The sequence below is a fragment of the Rhodovibrio salinarum DSM 9154 genome (assembly GCF_000515255.1).
Classification (GTDB): domain Bacteria; phylum Pseudomonadota; class Alphaproteobacteria; order Kiloniellales; family Rhodovibrionaceae; genus Rhodovibrio; species Rhodovibrio salinarum.
Window position 1 is genome coordinate 216,275 of the sequence record NZ_KI911559.1, and the last position, 20,421, is coordinate 236,695.

General features: G+C 67.7%; 20 protein-coding genes. 13 read left to right on the plus strand and 7 right to left on the minus strand.

Annotated features, from left to right (window positions below):
• Window positions 1-121: 121 nt before the first annotated feature.
• Complete coding sequence (locus RHOSA_RS0100985) at window positions 122-1,087, plus strand: AMP-binding protein (protein ID WP_027287220.1); 966 nt, start codon at window positions 122-124, stop codon at window positions 1,085-1,087.
• 22 nt (window positions 1,088-1,109) lie between these two features.
• On the opposite strand, the gene RHOSA_RS0100990 is transcribed toward RHOSA_RS0100985, so the two are convergent.
• The gene (locus RHOSA_RS0100990) at window positions 1,110-2,462 is read right to left on the minus strand and encodes an NAD(P)H-dependent oxidoreductase (RefSeq protein WP_027287221.1); all 1,353 of its coding nucleotides are present in this window, start codon (window positions 2,460-2,462) and stop codon (window positions 1,110-1,112) included.
• Window positions 2,463-2,619: 157 nt separating this feature from the next.
• On the opposite strand from RHOSA_RS0100990, the gene RHOSA_RS0100995 reads away from it, so the two are divergent.
• Window positions 2,620-2,826: a DUF6494 family protein gene (locus tag RHOSA_RS0100995; RefSeq protein ID WP_027287222.1), complete on the plus strand. Its 207-nt coding sequence runs from the start codon at window positions 2,620-2,622 to the stop codon at window positions 2,824-2,826.
• A 220-nt stretch (window positions 2,827-3,046) separates the two neighbouring features.
• Here the strand turns inward: RHOSA_RS0100995 and RHOSA_RS19570 are convergent, their stop codons facing one another.
• The 3 genes from RHOSA_RS19570 to RHOSA_RS0101010 all read right to left on the minus strand — a co-directional run bounded on the left by RHOSA_RS19570 (window position 3,047) and on the right by RHOSA_RS0101010 (window position 8,078).
• Entirely contained in the window at window positions 3,047-5,638 is a 2,592-nt protein-coding gene (locus RHOSA_RS19570; protein ID WP_037255445.1) for an FtsK/SpoIIIE family DNA translocase, read from the minus strand.
• Between the two features lie 49 nt (window positions 5,639-5,687).
• Window positions 5,688-6,950, minus strand: coding sequence for an aminotransferase class I/II-fold pyridoxal phosphate-dependent enzyme (locus RHOSA_RS19575; RefSeq protein WP_037255448.1), 1,263 nt, complete (start codon window positions 6,948-6,950; stop codon window positions 5,688-5,690).
• Between the two features lie 339 nt (window positions 6,951-7,289).
• On the minus strand, window positions 7,290-8,078 hold the full coding sequence (locus RHOSA_RS0101010; RefSeq protein WP_027287223.1) for an alpha/beta fold hydrolase: 789 nt from the start codon (window positions 8,076-8,078) through the stop codon (window positions 7,290-7,292).
• Window positions 8,079-8,164: 86 nt separating this feature from the next.
• On the opposite strand from RHOSA_RS0101010, the gene RHOSA_RS0101015 reads away from it, so the two are divergent.
• On the plus strand, window positions 8,165-8,557 hold the full coding sequence (locus RHOSA_RS0101015) for a MerR family transcriptional regulator (RefSeq protein ID WP_027287224.1): 393 nt from the start codon (window positions 8,165-8,167) through the stop codon (window positions 8,555-8,557).
• A 286-nt stretch (window positions 8,558-8,843) separates the two neighbouring features.
• Here RHOSA_RS0101015 and amt read toward each other — a convergent pair whose 3' ends face one another.
• The gene (gene amt / locus RHOSA_RS0101020) at window positions 8,844-10,196 is read right to left on the minus strand and encodes an ammonium transporter (protein ID WP_027287225.1); all 1,353 of its coding nucleotides are present in this window, start codon (window positions 10,194-10,196) and stop codon (window positions 8,844-8,846) included.
• Between the two features lie 15 nt (window positions 10,197-10,211).
• Complete coding sequence (locus RHOSA_RS0101025; RefSeq protein WP_027287226.1) at window positions 10,212-10,550, minus strand: P-II family nitrogen regulator; 339 nt, start codon at window positions 10,548-10,550, stop codon at window positions 10,212-10,214.
• A gap of 401 nt (window positions 10,551-10,951) precedes the next feature.
• On the opposite strand from RHOSA_RS0101025, the gene RHOSA_RS0101030 reads away from it, so the two are divergent.
• Together RHOSA_RS0101030 and RHOSA_RS0101035 are read left to right on the plus strand one after the other, a co-directional pair.
• Window positions 10,952-12,247, plus strand: a complete 1,296-nt coding sequence (locus RHOSA_RS0101030; RefSeq protein ID WP_037255451.1) for a UbiH/UbiF/VisC/COQ6 family ubiquinone biosynthesis hydroxylase — start codon at window positions 10,952-10,954, stop codon at window positions 12,245-12,247.
• Complete coding sequence (locus tag RHOSA_RS0101035; protein ID WP_027287228.1) at window positions 12,244-12,948, plus strand: hypothetical protein; 705 nt, start codon at window positions 12,244-12,246, stop codon at window positions 12,946-12,948. The genes RHOSA_RS0101030 and RHOSA_RS0101035 overlap by 4 nt, the downstream gene beginning before the upstream one ends.
• A 19-nt stretch (window positions 12,949-12,967) precedes the next feature.
• Here the strand turns inward: RHOSA_RS0101035 and RHOSA_RS0101040 are convergent, their stop codons facing one another.
• The gene (locus tag RHOSA_RS0101040) at window positions 12,968-14,272 is read right to left on the minus strand and encodes an MFS transporter (protein WP_027287229.1); all 1,305 of its coding nucleotides are present in this window, start codon (window positions 14,270-14,272) and stop codon (window positions 12,968-12,970) included.
• Window positions 14,273-14,762: 490 nt separating this feature from the next.
• On the opposite strand from RHOSA_RS0101040, the gene ccmA reads away from it, so the two are divergent.
• From ccmA to RHOSA_RS0101080, 8 genes are all read left to right on the plus strand, one after another.
• Window positions 14,763-15,461 carry a heme ABC exporter ATP-binding protein CcmA gene (gene ccmA / locus RHOSA_RS19580; RefSeq protein WP_037255454.1) on the plus strand — a complete coding sequence of 233 codons (699 nt, stop codon included), beginning with the start codon at window positions 14,763-14,765 and terminating at the stop codon, window positions 15,459-15,461.
• Window positions 15,462-15,475: 14 nt separating this feature from the next.
• Window positions 15,476-16,192, plus strand: a complete 717-nt coding sequence (gene ccmB / locus RHOSA_RS0101050; RefSeq protein WP_051431670.1) for a heme exporter protein CcmB — start codon at window positions 15,476-15,478, stop codon at window positions 16,190-16,192.
• Window positions 16,193-16,361: 169 nt separating this feature from the next.
• Window positions 16,362-17,129 carry a heme ABC transporter permease gene (locus RHOSA_RS19585; RefSeq protein WP_051432382.1) on the plus strand — a complete coding sequence of 256 codons (768 nt, stop codon included), beginning with the start codon at window positions 16,362-16,364 and terminating at the stop codon, window positions 17,127-17,129.
• Window positions 17,130-17,132: 3 nt separating this feature from the next.
• Window positions 17,133-17,339, plus strand: a complete 207-nt coding sequence (gene ccmD, locus RHOSA_RS19590; RefSeq protein WP_037255457.1) for a heme exporter protein CcmD — start codon at window positions 17,133-17,135, stop codon at window positions 17,337-17,339.
• 6 nt (window positions 17,340-17,345) lie between these two features.
• Window positions 17,346-17,837, plus strand: coding sequence for a cytochrome c maturation protein CcmE (gene ccmE, locus RHOSA_RS19595; RefSeq protein WP_051431671.1), 492 nt, complete (start codon window positions 17,346-17,348; stop codon window positions 17,835-17,837).
• Window positions 17,838-18,443, plus strand: a complete 606-nt coding sequence (locus RHOSA_RS19600) for a DsbE family thiol:disulfide interchange protein (RefSeq protein WP_081728353.1) — start codon at window positions 17,838-17,840, stop codon at window positions 18,441-18,443.
• Between the two features lie 273 nt (window positions 18,444-18,716).
• Window positions 18,717-19,514 (plus strand): ABC transporter ATP-binding protein, encoded by a 798-nt coding sequence (locus tag RHOSA_RS0101075; RefSeq protein ID WP_027287231.1) that lies wholly within the window; start codon window positions 18,717-18,719, stop codon window positions 19,512-19,514.
• Between the two features lie 62 nt (window positions 19,515-19,576).
• Window positions 19,577-20,368 (plus strand): lysine/arginine/ornithine ABC transporter substrate-binding protein, encoded by a 792-nt coding sequence (locus RHOSA_RS0101080; RefSeq protein WP_027287232.1) that lies wholly within the window; start codon window positions 19,577-19,579, stop codon window positions 20,366-20,368.
• The last annotated feature ends 53 nt before the right edge of the window (window positions 20,369-20,421 follow it).

Sequence of the window (20,421 nt, forward strand, 5' to 3'; positions counted from 1 at the left end):
ACAACCTCCGGATGGCAAGTAACCCAATCCGGTTAACCGGGACAAGGGCGGCGCTATTCCTGCCCGCTACAGGACACCGCGCCTGCCCCGACCGTCCCGATTAAACGAGGACACACCGCACGTGACTTACCCCGACACACCAGCCCCGCTCACCGCCCGCATCCTGGATGCCGCGATCGCACGTGGCGACCAAACCGCGATCTCCAGCTTCGGGCGCAGTTGGAGCTACACCGACCTGACCGCGCGGGCCGGACGCATGACCGGGGCACTAGCACGCCTGGACGTCGGCCCGGACAAGCGTCTGGGCCTGATGCTGCCGCCCGTGCCCACGGCGGCGATGACCGCTCTGGCGGGCCTGCGCCTGGGCGCCACGCTCGTGCCGTGCGACCCACTGTCGCGCGGGGAAGCGCTGGCCGACCGGCTGTCGATGGTCGCGTCGGGCGTGCTGGTGTCCCTGGACCTGACCCGGCTGCAGCACCGCTGGCTGGAGCTGCTGGACGACAGCACGCTGGACGCCGTGCTGGTCGATAAGATGGCGGAGCTGCTGCCCTTCCCGCGCAACCTGCTGGCCCCGCTGCTGCGCGGCGGCGAGCTTGCGACCCTGCCGCGCCACCCGCGCACCAGCGCCCTGCCCGACTTGCTGAAGGCGGAGACCGAACGCCCGGCGGCGCTCGACGCCAGCGCGCAGGCGGGCGTGCTGCGCGCGGACGGCAGCCACGCCGATGCGCGCGCCCTGAGCGAGGCGATCGAGCGGCTGCTGGAGCTGGTCGGCGGCGCGGGCCGCTGGCTGATCGCCCAGCATCCGGAAGATGCCTGGGCAACCGCGGCCCTGCTGGCCCCGCTCACCGCTGGGCGGGAAGTCGTGCTGCTGCCGCGCCTGGACGCACGCACGGTCGCAACCGCCCTGGATCAGGCTGCACCTCGGGTCGCCGTGATCTCCCCGAAAGTGGCCGAAACTCTCGCGGACAGTCCGCCCCCCAAAGCGCAGCTCGACCTCGCCGTCGTGCCGCCGACGGTCGACGCGACGCTGCAGGACCGCTTGTCCCAAGCCGTCGGCGCGCGGGTCGCCGTGTGGGAGGGCCCTTAGCGGAGGAGACGCCTCGGCGTACCTACCGCGCGACCTGCTGCGGGGCGAAGGCCCGTTCCATTTCCGCGCGGGCGGCAACGGCGCAATCGGTCAGATCGAGCTGCACGGCCGCGCGCGGCACGGCGGTGCCCTGCGGTACATCCTGAGTCAGGGTCAGGCCGTGCGCCAGCCCGATCGGCAAAGCCCCGCTCGCCAAGCTGTCCTCCGCCGGCATCAGCCGGCCCCAGACACAATAACCGCCCTCGCCGTCCAGGCGCTCGCCCGCCTTGAGGTCGCGCTTGGCGACCGCGACGACGTCGCCGCGGAAGGTCTCGGGCGCGCCGGTCGGCTCCCCGCGCAGCGCGGCGCTCGCGACCGAGATGCCGAGTTCCAGCCCGATCAGGTGATAGGGCCGATAGAGCGCGCTGTAGGTGCCGGAAACGTCGGTCACCAGGCCATATTCGCGGAAACAGGCCCGGGTGTAGTTGCTGGGCGCGGCAAAGGTAACGTAGACGCCCCAGCGCAGGTCGCGGTCGATCGGCCGGCCGTCGCGTTCCAGCGAGGAAACCACCTCGACCTGTCCGGCATGATGCAGCCGACCGCCCACCTCCGGCGGGCGCAGCACGTGCGCGAGGTCGTCAACCGAACAGGGCGGGAAGGCAAGCCCGTCCGGCGGCACGCCCAGGTCGCAGGCGTTGGCGACCGCGGCCATCTCGATCCCGGACTTGGTGCCGTCGATGAAGGAGTTGAACATCTGCGCGTTCATGCCGGCGCGCTCGGCCGTCTCGCGCGCGATGCCATAGAGGTCCCAAACCGTGTCGGGCGTGGAGAGGTGGAAGGTCTCCAGATACTTCGTGCCCTTACCGGCCGCGATCACCGGCAGACCGCAGGCCCGCGCCCAGTCCACCAGTTCGCAGATGATCGCCGGCTGATCGCCGTAGGCCAGCGAGTACACCAAACCTGCTTGGCTGAACTCGCGCGCCAGCAGCGGCCCACACAACGCGTCGGCTTCGACGTTGACGTTGACCAGGTGCCGGCCGTGCGCCACGCAGGCGCGGGCGTGCCGAATCCCGGCTGCGGGGTTGCCGGTCGCCTCGACCACCACGTCCAGCCCGTCGGCGGCGATCAAACGGTCGGCGTCCTCGACCACCGCCGTGGTGCCGTCCCGCCGGGCGGCGTCAAAGCCATCGGCCAGCCGGTCGGGCGTAAAGCCGCCCTCGCTGAGCGCACCGTGGGCGCTTTTCGGATTCGTGTCGGCGACGCCGAGAACGTGCAGGCCCGGCGTCTGACGCGCCTGGGCCAGGAACATCGTGCCGAACTTGCCCGCCCCGATCAGGCCGACCGTCACCGGCCGGCCCGCCTGTGCGCGCTGACGCAGCATGCGATACAGATTCATCGCCGAGAGCCCTCCCCAGGGTCTGTCTTTTTTCCTTGGTGGAAGGCTAGACGGGCGTGGGAAGCGCAGCAAGCACGGGCCCTTTGACGAGGGGCGCGGGCGGGCGTACCTCCTAGCTCATTGGCAGTCATCTGGATGATCGGGAGGGCAAAGCCCCATGAACGAGGAAACCTTCAACATCGAGGTTCGGAAGTTCCTGAAGAAGGTTGGCGTGACCTCGCAGCGCGAGATCGAGAAGGCCGTGCGCGAAGCCATCGAGGACGGTCGCCTGACCGGCGACGAGACGATCAAGGCGAACGTCAAGCTGACGGTCGAGAAGCTGGACGTGGACGTCGACATCGACGGCGCGATCGAGCTGGAGTAGGCGCGCCCCTCTGACCTCTCAGCCGGGTGCAGGCCCCATTGGCATAAGTCGAGACGCGGCCCTTCGACACGCTCAGGGACCGCGTCTCGACATGCGACTGAAGTGTGCATGAAACCAAGGGTGTACGTGCCTGAAAAACACCCCAGAGAGCCCGCGATTTAGGCCGTACGCGTACACCCGTACCGGCTACGTGCCACGCCCTGGCGGGGCAGGGCGGCGGTTACACCCGCTCGCTGGCGTGTTCGTCCAGGATTTCGCGCTTGCCGACGTGGTTGGCGGGCGAAACGATGCCCTCGCTCTCCATCCGCTCGATCAGGCGGGCTGCGCGGTTGTAGCCGATCGCGAGCTGACGCTGGACGAACGAGGTCGATGCCTTCTTGTGGTGGCAGACCACCTGGACGGCCTGACGGTAGAGGTCGTTCTCGCCGCCGTCGCCGCCGGAGTCGCCGCTGCCCGGCAGCACCGACCCGCTACTCTCGTCCTCCTCCGTGACGTCCTCGACATAGTCCGGGGCGGCCTGCGCCTTCAGGTGGGCGACCACCTCCTCGACCTCGTTGTCGGCGACGAACGGCCCGTGCACGCGGGTGATCCGCCCGCCATGGGCCATGTAGAGCATGTCGCCCATGCCCAGTAGTTGCTCCGCGCCGGTTTCGCCCAGGATCGTCCGGCTGTCGATCTTGGAGGTGACGTGGAAGGATATCCGGGTTGGGAAGTTCGCCTTGATCGTGCCGGTGATCACGTCGACCGACGGGCGCTGGGTCGCCATGATGACGTGGATGCCGGCCGCACGCGCCATCTGTGCCAGGCGCTGCACGGTCTGCTCGATCTCCTTGCCGGCGACCAGCATCAGGTCTGCCATCTCGTCGACCACGACGACGATGTGCGGCAGCGGCTCCAGATCGAACGGCTGTTCCTCGTGGATCGGCTGGCCAGTGTCCGGGTCGAAACCGGTCTGCACCTTGCGGGTCAGGACCTCGCCGTTCTGGCGCGCCTGCTCGACCCGCTGGTTGTAGCCGGCGATGTTGCGCACCCCGAGCTTGGACATCGCCCGGTAGCGGTCCTCCATCTCGCGCACCGTCCACTTGAGCGCGACCACCGCCTTCTTCGGATCGGTCACCACCGGCGAGAGCAGATGCGGAATGTCATCGTAGACCGACAGCTCCAGCATCTTGGGATCGATCAGGATCATCCGGCAGCGCTCCGGCGGCAGCCGGTAGAGCAGGCTAAGCAGCATGGCGTTGACCGCCACCGACTTGCCCGAACCGGTCGTACCCGCGATCAGCAGGTGCGGCATCTTCGCCAGATCGACGATCGTGGGATTGCCGGAAATGTCCTTACCCAGCGTCAGCGGCAGCGAACCACCGTCCTTCTCGAACTCCTCGCTGGACAACAGCTCGCGCAGCCCAACCTTCTCGCGCTGCTTGTTCGGCAACTCGATGCCGATCACCGAGCTGCCGGGCACGACCGCCACGCGCACGCTGACCGCCGCCATCGAGCGGGCGATATCGTCGGCCAACCCGACCACGCGGCTGGTCTTGGTGCCGGGCGCGGGCTCCAGCTCGTAGCGGGTGACCACCGGGCCGGGGCGGACCTTCACGATCTCGCCCTTCACGCCGAAGTCCTGCAGCACCTGCTCCAGCAGACGCGCGTTCTTCTCCAGCGCGTCGCGCGACGGCCCGCCCTTGTCCTCCGGATCGACGTGACCGAGCAGCGACAGCGGCGGCAACTCGAAACCGTCCTCGCCGAAACGGAAGCGCTGCTGGTCGTCCTTCGCCGCCTTCTTGGACGGCTGCGCCTTGGGCGCGCGCGGCTCGACCTGGGTTTGCTTGCGCGGCGGCTCCGGCGCAGCGACCTCGTCATCCTCCGCGACGGGTGGCTCTGGGGTATCGTCGATCTGCGGCGCGCGACGGCCCCGCTTCGCCGGGGCCGGCTGCTCGGGTTCTGGCGCGGCCTCTGGCGCGCCGGCGCCGCCGGCGACCAGTTGCGGTTCGCGCCGGGCTGTCCGTGGGGCATCGGCCGGCGCCGCATCGTCCGATTTGAACTGGCTGATCAACGCGCTGACGCGCGCTGCCAAGCCCGGCTTGGGTTCGTCCGTTTCAGCCTCCGACTCGGCACCGGCCGCGCGGCTCGCTTTGCGCCGTTCGTTCATCGCCCGCCCGGATTGGATCGCGCCGGAAACCCGCTCGGCGCTGCGTCCGGTCAAACGGCCGAAAGCGGCGGCGACCGCCTGCCAGTCCGTCCGACGCAGGCCGCCGGTGTAATGCAGCGCCGCCAGCCCAACCAGCGCGCAAACCACCGCCGGGGTGGTCAGTCCCAGACCAGTCAGGTCGATCAGCGAGCGCATCGCGAGCACCCCCGCGAAGCCGCCGAGGCCACCCTCGACCGTCCAGCTAACGGGCGTGGGCAGCGCGGCCAGCACCGCCGCGAGCGCAAGCAGCGCCACCGGCAGCAAGGCGATACGCAGCCACCACTTGGGCAATTCGTGGTCCAGCATCAGCCGGCGCGACCAGCCGGCCAGCACCAGCACCAGTCCGAAACCGGCCAGCCCCAGCGTGCGCAGCACGACGTCCGAAACCGCCGCACCGGGCCAGCCGAGCAGGTTGGAGATCGGTCCATCTGCGGCAACGTTCGGGCTGGGATCGTTCGGGTTGTAGGTCACGAAGGCGACCAGCAGGACGAGCGCCAGGAGGCCCGGCGCAATCCGCAACAGGTCGGCGAGCCGGCGCTTCATGAAGCCGGCAACGCCGTCGCGGGCGCGCGCGGCCTGCTCGGCAGCGCTGGTCTGACGGCTGGTTCGGGTGCTCGTACTCACGCCTGTGTTCGCTTTCCCTGTCGTTGCCGCATTCGGCCCGCCGGGCTTGCTAGCCCAGACGCGCCGCCGGAGCGCCGCCCCAGATCACCTCACCAAGACGCGTGAGTGCACGTTCCGTGACCTCCGGCTCGTACACCAGAGCGACCCGGATGTAGGGCGCGCCCGGATTGTTCCCGTCCGCGTCGTCCACGGCCATGTAGGCCCCGGGCAGCACGCGCAGTCCCGCCTCTTGCCAAAGGCGCTTGGCAGCCGCCTCCCCATCGCCGACGTCGAGCCACAGGAAGAAGCCCGCCTGCGGCCGCACGTTGGCGCCGGTGGATGCCAGCGCCCGCTCCGCCGCGTCGAAGTTGGCGCGGTAGCGCGCGCGATTCGCCTCGACGTGATCGTCGTCCCGCCAAAGCGCGGCGCCGGCGCCCAGAATCGGCAGCGAGACGCCCGCCCCGCCGACGCGCAAGGTGGCATCCAGCTGATCAACCAGCCGCGGGTCGCCGACGGCGAATCCGCAGCGCAGCCCGGCTGCGCTCGAGCGCTTGGATAGCGAATGGAAGATGAGCAATTGGCTAAGATCGGGCGTGCCCGCGCTGCCTGCCAGCTTGGCAGCGGCTTCGAGCGCGCCCGGCGGCGGGGTGGTGTCGTAGATCTCCGTATAGCATTCGTCCAGCGCCAGCACGAAGCCGTGGGCCCGGGCGGTTCGAATCGCCGCGACCAGCTTGTCGGTATCCGCGACCGCGCCTTGCGGGTTCGACGGCGAATTCAGGAAGGCAAGCGCCGTGCGGTCGAGCGTGCCGGCGTCCAGGCTGGCGAAGTCGGGCATGAAGCCGGTTGCAGCCGTCGCCGGGACGAACACCGGGGTCGCCCCGGCGGCGAGCGCCGCCCCGGCATAGACGTGGTAGAAAGGATTCGCCAACAGCACGACATCGCGCCCACCGCCCACGGTGGAGAGCGCGGCGAAGAACAGGCCCTCGCGCGTTCCGGGCAGCGGCAGCGGCTGACGCGCGGGATCGACCGCCCGCCCCGGCCCGATCAGTCCGGCGGCGGCTGGGTAGCGGCGGGCCAACCAGTCGGTGCAGGCCTGCCGAAAGGCGTCGGTGCCGCGGGGCGGCGGGTACTTCTGCCACCCCTTGGCGTCCGTCAACGCCCGATCGATCAGCGCCGGCGGATCGTTCTGCGGCTCCCCCACCTGCAGGTTGATCGGCGCGCCGTCGGGCGCGGGCGAGCGCCCCGGCGCCACGCCGTCCAGCAGCCGGTTCAGCTTCAGGAAGGGGTGGAACGCCTGAACATCCCGCCGGGAACTGCTGACGGCGGCGACCATGCGCGCGTCCTCTCTCGTCAAACACTTAAAAGCCGGCGTTCACACACAGTGCCCGCCGGATTCACGGTTCGTTTCATCTGCGGCCAGTCTACCCGGGCCGGAGTCCGCCGGCAAGCTGGCCAGACACGCGACACACGCGCGTCACGTGCGCCCCCTGCCCTTTTCGCCGGTTCGCACGGAACGCCACAAAAAATACCATGCTGACGGCATAGCGCCTGAAGACTGCCAAGAAGACCTACTCGGCCGCGTTCTTCGAGCCGCAGGACAGGCGGGCAGCACTACGGACAAAGCGGCCGCCACCCTCAAGGTGCGAGGCGACAATAGCATGGCCTCAAGTGTTCAGGCAGCCAGATGAGGTCGCATGAGCTCCGCAACCGCACCTGGCTCCTCCATCAGTGCCAGGTGCGGGCCCTCGATCCAGGCGAGAGCCGCGTCGGCGATACCACTGGCGAGCACCGTTGATGCCACCGGATCGATCATCTGATCGTACCGGTTGCCGAGAACAAGCGTGGGGGCCCTGATCGCACTGAGGTCTTTGGAGACGTCGACCCTCAAATCCAACTCTGACTGTCGGGCGACACCCTCCCAATTGCTTCCCTTGACCATGTCAGAGACGACCTCCTCGATGTCTCCGATTCTGGACAGGAACTCGTGGCTGAACCCGGTCAGCAACATCATGCGGGCGAGCGCCTCTGGATCTCTGCGAGCCAAATCCGCCCAGTGCCGAAACTGCAGTTGCGAACGCGGGTCCCCACCGGTGACGAAGCCACCGATCAACACGAGCCTGTCCACCCTATGGGGGTGAAGGGCTGCAAGCCGGGTTGCAATGGCGGAGCCCAGCGAAAAGCCAGCAAGATCGAAGCGATCAAAGCCGGCATGGTCTGCCGCCGCAACCACCTGCCCGATGAGGCGGTCAAGCGTCAGTACTTCTGTCGGATCATCGGTGAGCCCAGACCCGGCATAGTCAGGCCGTAGCACGCGTCTGCCCGGCAGATGTGGCAGCAGACCCGCGAAATTGGCCTCGCCATCTCCTCCGGTCCCATGAACGAGTACGAGCGGTTGCCCGTCTCCGTCGTCCCGATAGCCAACTCGCGCGCCATCTTGCTGCAAATATTCGATTTTTGACATCGTTTCATTCTCCGACTTGATGTGTCGGCACGCTTCCTACGGCCTGACAGCGCTGTTAGGGTCAAGCCAAAACAAAGGTGCTCATCATGCGGATCGGCGAAATTTCGGATCGGAGTGGCATCAGCATCCGGATGCTGCGCTTCTATGAAGCAGAAGGGCTTCTCCGGCCGCACCGGACAGAAAAAGGCTACAGGGACTATTCCCAAGACGATCTAGAGGAGGCGCGCCTCATCCGGCAGCTGGCCGAGGCTGGGCTAACGGTCGAGGCGATGCATGATCTGTTGCCCTGCATCATCAGTCCGGAGCCGACTTTCCACCCCTGTGATCGGCTGCGCGCCCGGCTGGAGTCTGAGGTGGCTAAGCTCGACCGAAAGCTATCTGATATAGAGCGATCGCGGGCGCAGATCGCCGCCTACCTTGCCGGACTACCTCGCGGAGACCAGAGCGATACTGCGAGCCTCCAATCTGAAACCGCCTGAAGAGAATGTGGTCGAAAATCAACATGCGGCTCGCAGGTCAATGACTGGCAAGGGCTTGATACGGGCCTTTGCTGCCCATTGCACCTACGTCCGTCTAAGGCCGCATTTCCACCATTTAGGGGCGGATTGAGCCTTCGCTGCGTTGGCAGTCTCGCGTGACGGGCGCTCACAAAAAAGGCCCGGCCAGCCGGGATGGCTGAACCGGGCCCAAGTCGGGCGGAGGAAACGCCCAGGGGGATCCCGACCGGCGGCGTTGGACGCCGGCCGGGGATCGGGTGCGGCGCGGTTACACCGTCTGGGAACCGCGGCCGAACTCGGGATAGGCCTCCAGGCCAAGCTCGGCTTGGTCGAGGCCATTGACCTCGGCCTCTTCGTCGACCCGCAGTCCGATGGTGTACTTCAGCACCAGCCAGAGGATCGCGGAGGTCACGGTCATGAAGACGCCGATCGCGACGATGCCGATGATCTGAACCACCAGGTCCCCGCCGCCGAAGATGCCGACGGCCAGCGTGCCCCAGATACCGGCGACCAGGTGGGCCGAGATCGCGCCGACCACGTCGTCGATCTTGAGCTTGTCGAGCATCGGCACGGCCAGCACCACCAGAATGCCACCGATCGCCCCGACGATGATCGCCAGGAAGTGGTTCTGCAGGTCCGGGCCCGCGGTGATCGAGACCAGACCGGCGATCGCGCCGTTCAGCGCCATCGTCAGGTCGACCTTCTTGTAGAGGATCTGCGTCAGCAGCATCGCGGCGACCACGCCGGCGGCGGCAGCCAGGTTGGTGTTGACGTAGACGATCGCCATCGCGCTGGCGTCGAGCGCCGAGCCCAAGGCGAGCTGCGAGCCGCCGTTGAAACCGAACCAGCCGAGCCAGAGGATGAACGTGCCCAGCGTGGCGAGCGGCAGGTTGGCGCCCGGCATCGGGTGTACGGAACCGTCCGCGCCGTACTTACCCCGGCGCGCACCCAAGATCAGCGCCCCGGTCAACGCGGCCCAACCGCCCACGGAGTGAACGATCGTCGAACCGGCGAAGTCGGAGAAGCCCATCTCGGCGAGCCAGCCGCCGCCCCAGGTCCAGGAGCCCTGGATCGGGTACAGCACACCGGTCAGCACCACGACGAAGACCAGGAACGGCCAGAGCTTGATCCGCTCGGCGACCGTGCCGGAGACGATCGACGCGGCGGTGGCGACGAACACCATCTGGAAGAACCAGTCGGACATCACCGAGTAGCCGTTGTCGACGACCGACTGCAGCGTCTCCTCGCCGCCGGTGCCGTTGATCAGCGCCAGCTCAGCTTCCGAGGTGTTGTAGAACAGGCTGAACGAGCCGATGTACCCGGAAACGTCGACGTACATCAGCGCGTAGCCGATCAGGTAGTACATGATGCCGGCGATCGCGTAGAGCGCGATGTTCTTCAGGCAGATCGTCGCCGTGTTCTTGGAGCGCACCAGCCCCGATTCGAGCATGGCGAAGCCGGCGGCCATCCACATCACGAGGAAGCCGCTGACCAGGAAGCTGAAAGTGTTGAAGACGAATGCGGTCTCGCCGCTGACTTCTGCATGAGCCGGGACCGCGAGGCCGACGCCGCCGAGGGCGGCAAGGCCAAGCACGGCCGCGGATTTGCGCAGGACGCTCATTGCTTAGGCCCCCCTTTAAAGCGCGTCGCTATCGGTTTCGCCGGTGCGGATGCGCACGGCGTGAGACACGTCGAAAACGAAGATCTTGCCGTCCCCAATCCGGCCGGTGTTAGCGGCCTTGCTGACCGCCTCGACCGCGCTTTCCACCCGGTCATCGGGCAGCACCAGCTCGATCTTGACCTTGGGCAGGAAATTCACGGCGTACTCCGCACCGCGATAGATTTCCGTCTGGCCCTTCTGACGGCCGTAGCCCTTCACCTCGCTGACCGTCAGACCCTCGATGCCCAGACCGGTCAGGGCCTCACGGACCTCGTCGAGCTTGAAGGGCTTGATGATCGCCATAACCATTTTCATGGCGTCGTTCCCTCTATGGCGTTGGTTTCCCGGAACACGGGGCGCCGGTCCGCTGTCTTCGCCGGCAGGCCCCCTCGCGCCAGCACCGGCCACGGACCCGCGTCCGTCCCGCTCTCCCTCAATCAAGAACCGTGCCAAGCACCCCGGGACGGCTAAGACCCTCGTTCTTCAAGGAGTTATCGGGTCACGCACCCAAGACGTGCGCAGCGCTTGAGCAAAACTGCCTGCTTAATTTTTAAGCAAACCCTGGAAGCTGATCACCAAATGATCAGACTGACAGCAACCACCAGTCCTGCCGTCCAGGCCGACAGCGCAACCGCACCGAGACGCAGCACGCCACCAGCGTACAAACGCGGCGGCGCCCACTGGACAAGCCGGCCCACGCGCTAGATTTTACGGCCATGGTTCAGAGCACTTCCTCTTCGAGCACGCCCCCACGCGCGAACGAAACCGGCGCCGAGACACTGCACGCCGAGGTGCTGGTGGCCGGCGGCGGCCTGGTCGGCGCAACCCTGGCCAGCGCGCTCGCCTCCGCCGGCATCGAAACGGTCGTGGTCGACCAGGAGAGCCCGGACGACGTCCTCAAGATGGGTTTCGACGGCCGCGCCTCGGCGATCGCCGCGGGATCGCGCCACATGATGGAGGCGATCGGCCTGTGGGATCTGGTCGCCGAGCAGGCACAGCCGATCCTGGACATCATGGTGACCGACGGCCGAATCGGCCGTCCCAAATCGCCGCTGCACCTGCACTACGACCACCGCGAGGTCGGCGAGGCGATGGGCCACATCGTCGAGAACCGGGTGATGCGCCAGGGCCAGCAGCGCCTGCTGCCGAGTTTCGAGCGCCTGACCGTGCTCGCCCCGGTGGGCGTCGAGCGGGTCGTGCGCACCACCAGCCACGCCACCGCGACGCTGAGCGACGGACGCAAGGTGCGCGCGCGCTTGATCGCGGGCTGCGACGGCCGCGGCTCGCCGCTGCGCCAGTCGGCCGGCATCCGGACCGCGCGCTGGACCTACGACCAGGCAGGCATCGTCGCCACGCTGGAGCACGATGCCGATCACGCAGGCACCGCGCACGAGCACTTCCTGCCGTCTGGCCCGTTCGCCATGCTGCCGATGGTCGACGGCCCGGACGGCGCGCATCGTTCCTCCATCGTCTGGACCGAGAAGAAGCGCCTGGCCGACCACTTCTATGGCCTGGACACGGACGCGTTCGCCCGCGAAGTGCTGCGTCGCTTCGGCACCGACTACGGCGATGTCCGCGAGGCCGGCCCACGGTTCAAGTATCCGCTCTCCGGCCTGCACGCCGAACGCTACATCGACACCCGCCTGGCGCTGGTCGGCGACAGCGCGCACGCCATCCACCCGATCGCGGGCCAGGGCCTGAATCTCGGCCTGCGTGACGTGGCGGCACTGGCCGAGTGCATCGTCGACGCCCGGCGGCTGGGGCTGGATGTCGGCAATCCCGACGTGCTGCGCCGCTATCAGCGCTGGCGCCGGCCGGATAACCTGATCCTGGTCGCCGCCACGCACACGCTCGACCATCTGTTCTCCAACGACCTGGGACCGGTGCGCCTGGCCCGCGACCTGGGCCTGGCCGGGGTCAACCGGGTGGGCCCGATGAAGAAGCTGTTCATGCAGCACGCGATGGGAACCCTGGGCGACCTGCCGCGGCTAATCCGCGGCGAGCCACTGTGAGGCGGCTGACCACCCTCGCCCTGGCCCTGCTGCTGGCGGCCGGCCCGGCGCAGGCGCTGGAGCCGCTGGGCGACCGCGGGTTGGCGGTGGTGAACGGCGGCGGTGGAGAGTTTTTCCTGACCCCCGTGCCAATCACCTGGCAGATCGCCTACTCCTCGAACACCGGCCGGGTCGTGCACATGGCCTGGTTGCCGGAAGGACAGGAGACGGACAACTGGGCGGACAAGGTGTCAATCCAGCTGTTCCCAGGCGAAACCGGGATCACCGGCAAGCAACTGTTGGACCAGATCGCCCGGCGTTATGCCCAGGACTGCCGCAATCTGCTGGGCACCCAGACCGACGTGCAGCAGACGCGCGGGCGGACGGTGGCCTTCCGTCTGCTCGGCTGCACCAAGCATGCCCAGACGGGGCGCGGCGAGCTGGCGTTGTTCCGAGTCGTCGAGGGAACGGAATCGCTCTACCTGGTGCAGCGCGCCTGGCGCACCCCCACCTTCGACACCGAACACCTGCCGTTCTCCCGCGACATCCTGGGCAAGACCCGCCTGTGGCTGCAGGGCGGCCGGGTGTGCCAAGCGAACTCGCCCGAGGCCGAGTTCGCCTGCCCGCCGCGCCTGGCGGACGCGATCCAGACCACCTCGCTCGACAAGCCGGTCAACGTGATCAAGCTGGGTCAGCACGACGGCAAGGCGCAGCAGGAGTAGACGCTGCCCGACCAGAGCCCTACGCCGCCTCTCCCCGCGGCGCCGGCACACGCCAGAGCAAGGCGAAGCCGACCACGAAAAACGCCAGAATGGTCAGCATCCCCGCGCGCTGGCTGCCGGCCCAAAGGGTGATCCAGCCAACCAGCGCCGGGCCGATGAAGGCGGTCGCCTTGCCCGACAGGGCGTAGAGACCGAACATCTCGGTCTGCAGGTGCGCAGGCGCCATACGGGCCATCATCGAGCGGCTGGCCGACTGCGCCGGACCGATGAACAGGCCCAGTCCGCAGCCGGCGATGTAGAGCGCCGTCACCGACTGCACGGTCAGCGCGGCGACGCCGAAGCCGAGCAAACCGATCAGCGAGATCTGGATCGTCCGCTTGGGCCCGATCCAGTCGTCGACCCAAGCAAATGCCAACGCGCCCAGCCCGGCGGCGACGTTGAGCACGATCCCGAAAATCAGGATATCGCGGAATCCCATGCCGAAGGTGCCGGCGGCATAAACCCCGCCGAAGGTGAACAGCGTGTTCAGCCCGTCGGTGTAGATCATCCGCGCGATCAGGTAATGCGCGATCTCCCGGTGGTCCGGCCAGATGCGCCGCAACGAGGTGACCAACTGCGCCAGTCCCGCCCGCGCGGCCGCACGCAGCGACAGCCCACTGGCTGGTCTGTCGGGGACGAGCAGGAAGAACGGCACGCTGAACACGGCGAACCAGGCCGAAACGACCAGCGCGCTCGCCCGCACCGGCTCGGAGTCGCCGGCATCCAGACCGAACAGCGGCGGCTCGGGAAACACCAGCAGGACCAAGCAGCTGGTCAGGCAGGCCAATCCCCCAGCGTAGCCAAGCGCCCAGGCCCAACCCGACACGCGGCCCAGCTTCCCGGCCGGGGCGATGTCGCGCAGCATGGCGTTGTAGAACACCTGGCTCATCTCGAACGTGGCGGTGCCAAGCGCGATCAGCACGCCCGCGCGAACCAGCAGATCGGCTTCGGGCGCGATCGTCCAAAGCAAGGCCGAGACCAGCACGGTCATCGCCGTGAACACGCCGACCCATGGCTTGCGCCGGCCCGCGCGGTCCGCGATCGCGCCTAACAGCGGGCTGAGGAGCGCCACGACGATCCCAGCGATCGCCGTCGCCGTGCCCCACCAAGCCGTGCCCACCTCGGCGTTGGGCGCGACTTCGCGGGTGACGTAGGCGGCGAAGACGAAGCTGGAGACCACGGTCGGCCAGGCGTTGCTGGCCCAGTCATACAGGCACCAGGCGGCGATGACGCGGGCGCGGCGCGGCACGGCGACAGGGGACGAAGCGTCAGAAGGCTTGGACATGGGCGCAGCCTACGGCACACGCGCCCGCCGGGAAACGGACGCACGCGCATCAGCGGGCCGTCTCAGCGGGGCCGTCGGTGTGACGGTTTCCACATTTCCGCCGCATTGCCACCCAACTCCGGTCACACCAAGGCGCGAGCGTTAACCTTAACGGAGATTCCCCTCTCTGTGATGGAGGCGCCCAGCCGGCCTCCCAGGTGCCCCCACACCTTGCGAACGGCTGGCGGATCGGACGGCGGTTCTTCCCCCGGATCTGCCGTTCCTGGCGGACACCGCGTTTGCGAAGCGTGTGTGTTTCGGCCGCGGCACCCCTCCCCCAACGGTGCCGCGGCCGTTTTCGTTTCCGCGGCATGATGCTGCACGGCATCTAATAGGTCCGTGTCGGCGTGCGCGTTGACGCCAAGCGGCGGACCGTGCTTTTTCGACGGCGCGTCGTGGCCGCGCGCGACGCACTCGCCCGTTTTCACGCAGCGCTTCCCGCAGACCTGCCTTGGCCCGTTCCCATCCCAGCCCAAGTGCCGCCCCCGTCCGATTCGCCGGACGCGACCTCGGCTGCGTGCGCGGCGACCGGGCGATCTTCGCCGGGCTCGACTTCGATCTGGTAGCTGGCGGCGCGCTGGTCCTCAGCGGCCCGAACGGCAGCGGCAAGTCGTCGCTGCTGCGCGTGCTCGCCTCCCTGCTGCCCCCCGCGGCTGGCCGGTTGAGCTGGGATGGCGCCGATGTCGCCGAGGACCCGGAAGCTCACCGCGCGCGCCTGCACTATCAGGGACACCACGAGGCCCTGAAACCGGAACTCACGGCGGTGGAAAATCTGAGCTTCTGGGCCGGTCTGGAAGGCAAACTGGCCGACGCGGCGCCCCATGCCTTGGAACGCTTCGGCCTGGGCGACCTGGCGGACCAACCGGTGCGCCTGCTCTCCGCCGGGCAGCGCCGGCGCCTGTCGCTCAGCCGAATCCTGGCCTCCCCCGCGCCGCTGTGGCTGCTGGACGAACCGAGCGTCGGGCTGGACGCGCGCTCCGTGCGCACCCTGGAAGCGGAGATCGAGGCGCACCGTGCGGCGGGCGGAATGGTCGTCCTGGCGACCCACCAACCACTCGCCCTGAGCGCCGTGCAGGAACTCACCGTCGCCGACTTCCCGCCGGCCCCCGTCACCGCGGACGATGATCCCTGGGCGGGGGCACTGTGGTGAGTGGGGAGGCCCGCATGCACGAACACACGACCAGCTCCCCGGCGGCCGAGCCGGGACCCGGGCTGCTGCGCGGCTTCGTCCGTGTGGTCGCGCGCGATCTGCGCCTGGCGCTGCGCCAGCGCGGCGACGCCCTGCTGGCCGTGCTGTTTTTCGTCCTGACCGCAATGCTGTTCCCGTTCGGTATCGGGCAGGAGCCGAACCTCTTGCAGCGGATCGCCCCCGGCGTGGTCTGGGTGACCGCGCTGCTCGCCGTGCTGCTGTCGCTGGAACGGCTGTTCCTGCGCGATTACGAGGACGGCTCGCTGGAACTGATGGCGCTCTCGCCTCTGCCGCTGCCGGTGATCGTACTCGCCAAGGTCACGGCGCACTGGCTGACCACCGGCCTGCCGCTGCTGGCCGCCGCGCCGGTGATCGCGCTGATGTACGGCCTGCCAGCGGAAGGCTACGGCATCCTGTTGGCCGCGATGGCGCTTGGCACGCCGACGCTCAGCCTGATCGGCGCGGTCGGCGCGGCGTTGACGCTGGGCGCCCGGCGCGGCGGCGTGCTGATCCCGCTGCTAGTGCTGCCGCTCTATATCCCGGTGCTGATCTTCGGCGTTTCCGCCGTGGACGCCGAGATGGCGGGGATGACCGCACGTCCGCAACTCCTCTTGATGGGCGCGGGCCTGCTCGCGGCGATCGCGCTGGCGCCCTGGGCCGCAGCCGGCGCGGTGCGCCAAGCGGTCGAATAGGTCGGCACGAACGCCCGCCCGTCCACCGGTCGAGCGGTGCGCCCTTTTGTCCTAGACGCGTTTCAGCTATTGAGAAGAAAGGTCCGACCGGCCATCTCATGACACGATACGACGTAAAGGTGGATTGACGGTGAGTACCCAGGCGGCCGCCCAGCGGAAGACGCGCAGTCTGCACCGCTTCGCCAACCCGGGCCGTTTCCTGCGGCTGGCCGACATGGTTCTGCCGTGGCTATGGATCGCCTGCGCGGTGGCCCTGGCGGTCGGGCTGTTCGGCGCGTTCACGGCGCCCGTCGACTACCAGCAGGGTGCGAGCGTACGGATCATGTACGTGCACGTACCCACCGCTTGGCTTTCGATGTTCATCTACTCCACGATCGCGATCGCAAGCGCGGTTGCCCTGGTCTGGCGGCATCCGCTCGCGGATCTGGCGGCGCGCGCGGCTTCGCCGGTGGGGGCAGCATTTACCGCATTGTGCCTGGTCACGGGCTCCCTCTGGGGCAAGCCGATGTGGGGCACCTGGTGGGTCTGGGACGCGCGCCTGACCAGCGTGCTGGTGCTGTTCTTCCTCTACCTCGGCCACATGGCGATCGCCAACGCGTTCGACGATGTCGGGCGCGGCCGTCGGGCGGCGGCGATCCTGGCACTGGTCGGCTTCGTCAACGTGCCGATCATCAAGTTCTCGGTCGACTGGTGGAACACCCTGCATCAGAGCGCCAGCGTCAGCCGGATCGGCATGCCGGCCATCGCGCCCTCGATGCTCTGGCCGCTGATGGTCATGGCGCTCGGCTTCACGCTGTTCTTCGCCGCGCTGCTGCTGGTGCGGATGAAGAGCGAGCTGTACGAGCAGCGCCTGCGCAACCTGCGCGCCGCCAGCCTGCAGCGTAAGGGCACCCCGGGCGCGACCGGCACCGCCCACCCGGCGCCGGCGGAGGGCTAGGCGATGGATCTGCAGCTGGCCGGCGACTATGCAGCCTATATCTGGCCGGCCTATGGCCTGACGGTTCTGGTGATGCTCGCCTTGCTCGCGTTCAGCATCACCCGGCTGAAGCGCGTGAAGCGTGAATTGGGCGCGCTGGAGCAGGCCCAGGGTGGCCGGCGCCGCCGGCGGGGCGACGCTGCATCGGATGCCGAGGATGAGGAGACGTAAGACATCATGACGTCGCGCAAGAAAAAGCGGCTGTCCCTACTTGCCTGCGGCATGCTGGCGCTGGCCGGCGCCGCGGCGCTGACGCTCTCGGCGTTCGAGGACAACATCGTGTTCTTCTACGGCCCCAGCGAGGTGGCGCAGAAGGACATTCCGCTCGACCGCCGCTTCCGGCTGGGCGGGCTGGTTCAGTCGGGCTCCGTGCAGAAGGTCGCGGACGGCGCCACCACGACCTTCAAGGTGACCGACGGCAAGAACGCCGTGCCGGTGCGCTACCGCGGCCTCCTGCCCGACCTGTTCCGCGAGGGGCAGGGCGTGGTCACCCACGGCACGCTGAACCAGCAGGGGGTGTTCGTCGCCGACGAGGTGCTGGCCAAGCACGACGAGAACTACATGCCCCCCGAGGTCGCGCAGGCCCTGAAGGACTCCGGCCAGTGGGAGGGCGACGGCCCGATGCCCGAGGCCGCCAAATCCGGCATGGACACCAGCTACAACAACTAAATGACCAGCGACCCGGATACGCAAACCGCCCATGGTGGCGGAGAAACAGGCAGCCCGAAGGGCAAGCGCCTGCTGTTCCTGCTGCCCATGCTGATCTTCCTGGTGGTGGCAGGCTACTTCGCCTGGGGCCTGTTGTCCGACCGCGACCCGAGCGAGGTGCCTTCCGCGCTGATCGACAAGCCCGTGCCCCAATTCGACCTATCGCCGGTCGAGGGGCTGGACACGCCAGGTCTCAAGACCGCGGACCTGACCGATGCCAACGGGCCGGTGCTGCTCAACGTCTGGGCCAGTTGGTGCGTGCCCTGCCGGGCCGAGCACCCCGTCCTGATGCGCCTGGCCGAGCGGGACGACGTCACCCTCTACGGCGTCAACTACAAGGACGAGCCGGCGGATGCCCGGCAGTTCATCAACAATCTCGGCAACCCTTTCACGCGCATCGGCGCCGACCGATCCGGACGCACAGGCATCGAACTGGGCGTCTACGGTGTGCCGGAAACCTACGTGATCGGCCCGTCTGGCAAGATCCGCTACAAGCACACTGGCCCGATCGACGCCAAGGCGCTCAACGAGAATATTCTACCGCTCTTGCAGCGCCTGAGCGGGTAGAACGACGAACCTACCCTTGCCCGTTTCACGCGCGGATTATCGCAGTGGAGCCTCCCCTTTTGCGGGAGAGGAATGGGCGTAACAGCGCGGTTGTGCCGCACATTTATCGACCCGCGTTTAACGCATGCCACCCGTTTTCGCTTTGCATGGCTGGGTGTTGGGGACTAGCCTCCAACACGGATCAGGCGGGTATTTTAGGAAAGCCAAAGTTTGCAGAAGGCAGGGCGCACCGTGGCGCAGCAGCAGGCAGCCAATCCGGCAGACACGGGCGCGATGGCAGGGATGACGGTCGACGCCCCCACGGAGGCTGGCAGCGCGCTCGACATCCAAGACATTTACAAACGCTTCGGCTCGCTGGAGGTGCTCAAGGGCGTCTCCCTGACCGCGCGCAAGGGCGATGTGACCGCGCTGATCGGCTCCTCGGGCTCGGGCAAGAGCACCTTGCTGCGGTGCATCAACCTGCTCGAGGTCCCGGATTGGGGCCGGATCGTCGTCGGCCGCGAAGAGGTCAAGCTGACGACGGACAAGAAAGGCCATACGGTTCCGGCCGACTGGGCCCAGGTGAACCGCATTCGCACCCGTCTTGGCATGGTGTTCCAGAACTTCAACCTCTGGACCCACATGACCGTTCTGGAGAACCTGATCGAAGCGCCGGTCCACGTTCAGAAGCGCGATAAGGCCGAGGTAAGCGAACGCGCACACGCGCTGCTCGCCAAGGTGGGCATCCCGGAAAAAGCCAACCACTTCCCCGCCCACCTGTCCGGCGGCCAGCAGCAGCGCGCCGCGATCGCCCGCGCGCTCGCCATGGAACCGTCGGTAATGCTGTTCGACGAACCGACCAGCGCGCTCGACCCCGAACTGGTCGGGGAGGTGCTGCGCGTGATCCGTCAGCTCGCCGACGAGGGGCGGACGATGGTGATCGTCACCCACGAAATGAGCTTCGCACGAGAGGTCGCTTCCGAGGTGATCTTTCTGCACGAAGGGCGGGTCGAGGAACGGGGCCCGCCGAGCCAGGTGTTCGACGCGCCGCAGTCCGAGCGTTGTCGGCAGTTCCTGCAGTCGACCAGCTGACGCGACCACCGTTCCGCAAACCGACAGACACCCAACAAAAGCAAAGCCAGGGAGACTCACCCATGCGCACCAAGCTGACGGCGCTCGCGGCCGCTTGCGCCATGGCTTTCACCGCCGGCACCGCCAGTGCCGCGATCGAAGGCTGCCCGGATCAGATCACGATCGGGACCGAGGGCGCCTACCCCCCGTTCAACTACATCGACGAGAACGGCGAGCTGCAGGGCTTCGACATCGACATCTCCAAAGCCCTCTGCGAGGAGATCGGCGCGGAGTGCACCTTCAAGACGCAGGATTGGGCCGGCATTATCCCGGGCCTGCTGGCGAAAAAGTACGACGCCATCATCGCCTCCATGTCGATCACCGAAGAGCGCGAGAAGAAGGTCGACTTCACCGAAAAGTACTATCAGTCGCCCGTGCGTTTCGCCGGTCCGAAGGACATGGACGTCGAGATCTCCGCGGACGCTCTGGACGGCATGGTGGTCGGCGTGCAGCGCGCCACCGTCTCCGAGAACTTCCTGCGCGGTGAGTATGGCGACGTCGTCGACGTGCGCAGCTACGACACCCAGGAGGAAGCCACGCTCGACCTGACCAGCGGGCGAGTCGACCTGGTGGTCGCCGACGCGATCAAGCTGTCCGAGGGCTTCCTGTCGTCCGAGGCGGGCAGCGACTACGCCTTCAAGGGTCCATCGTTCACGCTGGAAAAGTACTTCGGCAAGGGCATCGGCATCGCCGTGCGCCCGGGCGAAGACACGCTGCGCCAGTGCTTCAACACGGCGATCGACAACATCCGCGAGAATGGCACCTACGACGAGATCAGCCAGGAAAACTTCGGCATGAATATCTACGGCGACTAAGGTCGTCCATGTTGGCCGGGCCGGCGGGGCAACATTCCGCCGGCCCGTTTTAT

Bases quoted from the DNA above. Each gene is read 5' to 3' on its own strand.
- RHOSA_RS0100990 (WP_027287221.1), bottom strand. From the start codon at position 2,462: ATGAATCTGTATCGCATGCTGCGTCAGCGCGCACAGGCGGGCCGGCCG.
- RHOSA_RS0100995 (WP_027287222.1), top strand. From the start codon at position 2,620: ATGAACGAGGAAACCTTCAACATCGAGGTTCGGAAGTTCCTGAAGAAG.
- RHOSA_RS19575 (WP_037255448.1), bottom strand. From the start codon at position 6,950: ATGGTCGCCGCCGTCAGCAGTTCCCGGCGGGATGTTCAGGCGTTCCAC.
- RHOSA_RS0101010 (WP_027287223.1), bottom strand. From the start codon at position 8,078: ATGTCAAAAATCGAATATTTGCAGCAAGATGGCGCGCGAGTTGGCTAT.
- RHOSA_RS0101015 (WP_027287224.1), top strand. From the start codon at position 8,165: ATGCGGATCGGCGAAATTTCGGATCGGAGTGGCATCAGCATCCGGATG.
- amt (WP_027287225.1), bottom strand. From the start codon at position 10,196: ATGAGCGTCCTGCGCAAATCCGCGGCCGTGCTTGGCCTTGCCGCCCTC.
- RHOSA_RS0101025 (WP_027287226.1), bottom strand. From the start codon at position 10,550: ATGAAAATGGTTATGGCGATCATCAAGCCCTTCAAGCTCGACGAGGTC.
- RHOSA_RS0101030 (WP_037255451.1), top strand. From the start codon at position 10,952: ATGGTTCAGAGCACTTCCTCTTCGAGCACGCCCCCACGCGCGAACGAA.
- RHOSA_RS0101040 (WP_027287229.1), bottom strand. From the start codon at position 14,272: ATGTCCAAGCCTTCTGACGCTTCGTCCCCTGTCGCCGTGCCGCGCCGC.
- ccmB (WP_051431670.1), top strand. From the start codon at position 15,476: ATGCACGAACACACGACCAGCTCCCCGGCGGCCGAGCCGGGACCCGGG.
- ccmD (WP_037255457.1), top strand. From the start codon at position 17,133: ATGGATCTGCAGCTGGCCGGCGACTATGCAGCCTATATCTGGCCGGCC.
- ccmE (WP_051431671.1), top strand. From the start codon at position 17,346: ATGACGTCGCGCAAGAAAAAGCGGCTGTCCCTACTTGCCTGCGGCATG.
- RHOSA_RS19600 (WP_081728353.1), top strand. From the start codon at position 17,838: ATGACCAGCGACCCGGATACGCAAACCGCCCATGGTGGCGGAGAAACA.
- RHOSA_RS0101075 (WP_027287231.1), top strand. From the start codon at position 18,717: ATGGCAGGGATGACGGTCGACGCCCCCACGGAGGCTGGCAGCGCGCTC.
- RHOSA_RS0101080 (WP_027287232.1), top strand. From the start codon at position 19,577: ATGCGCACCAAGCTGACGGCGCTCGCGGCCGCTTGCGCCATGGCTTTC.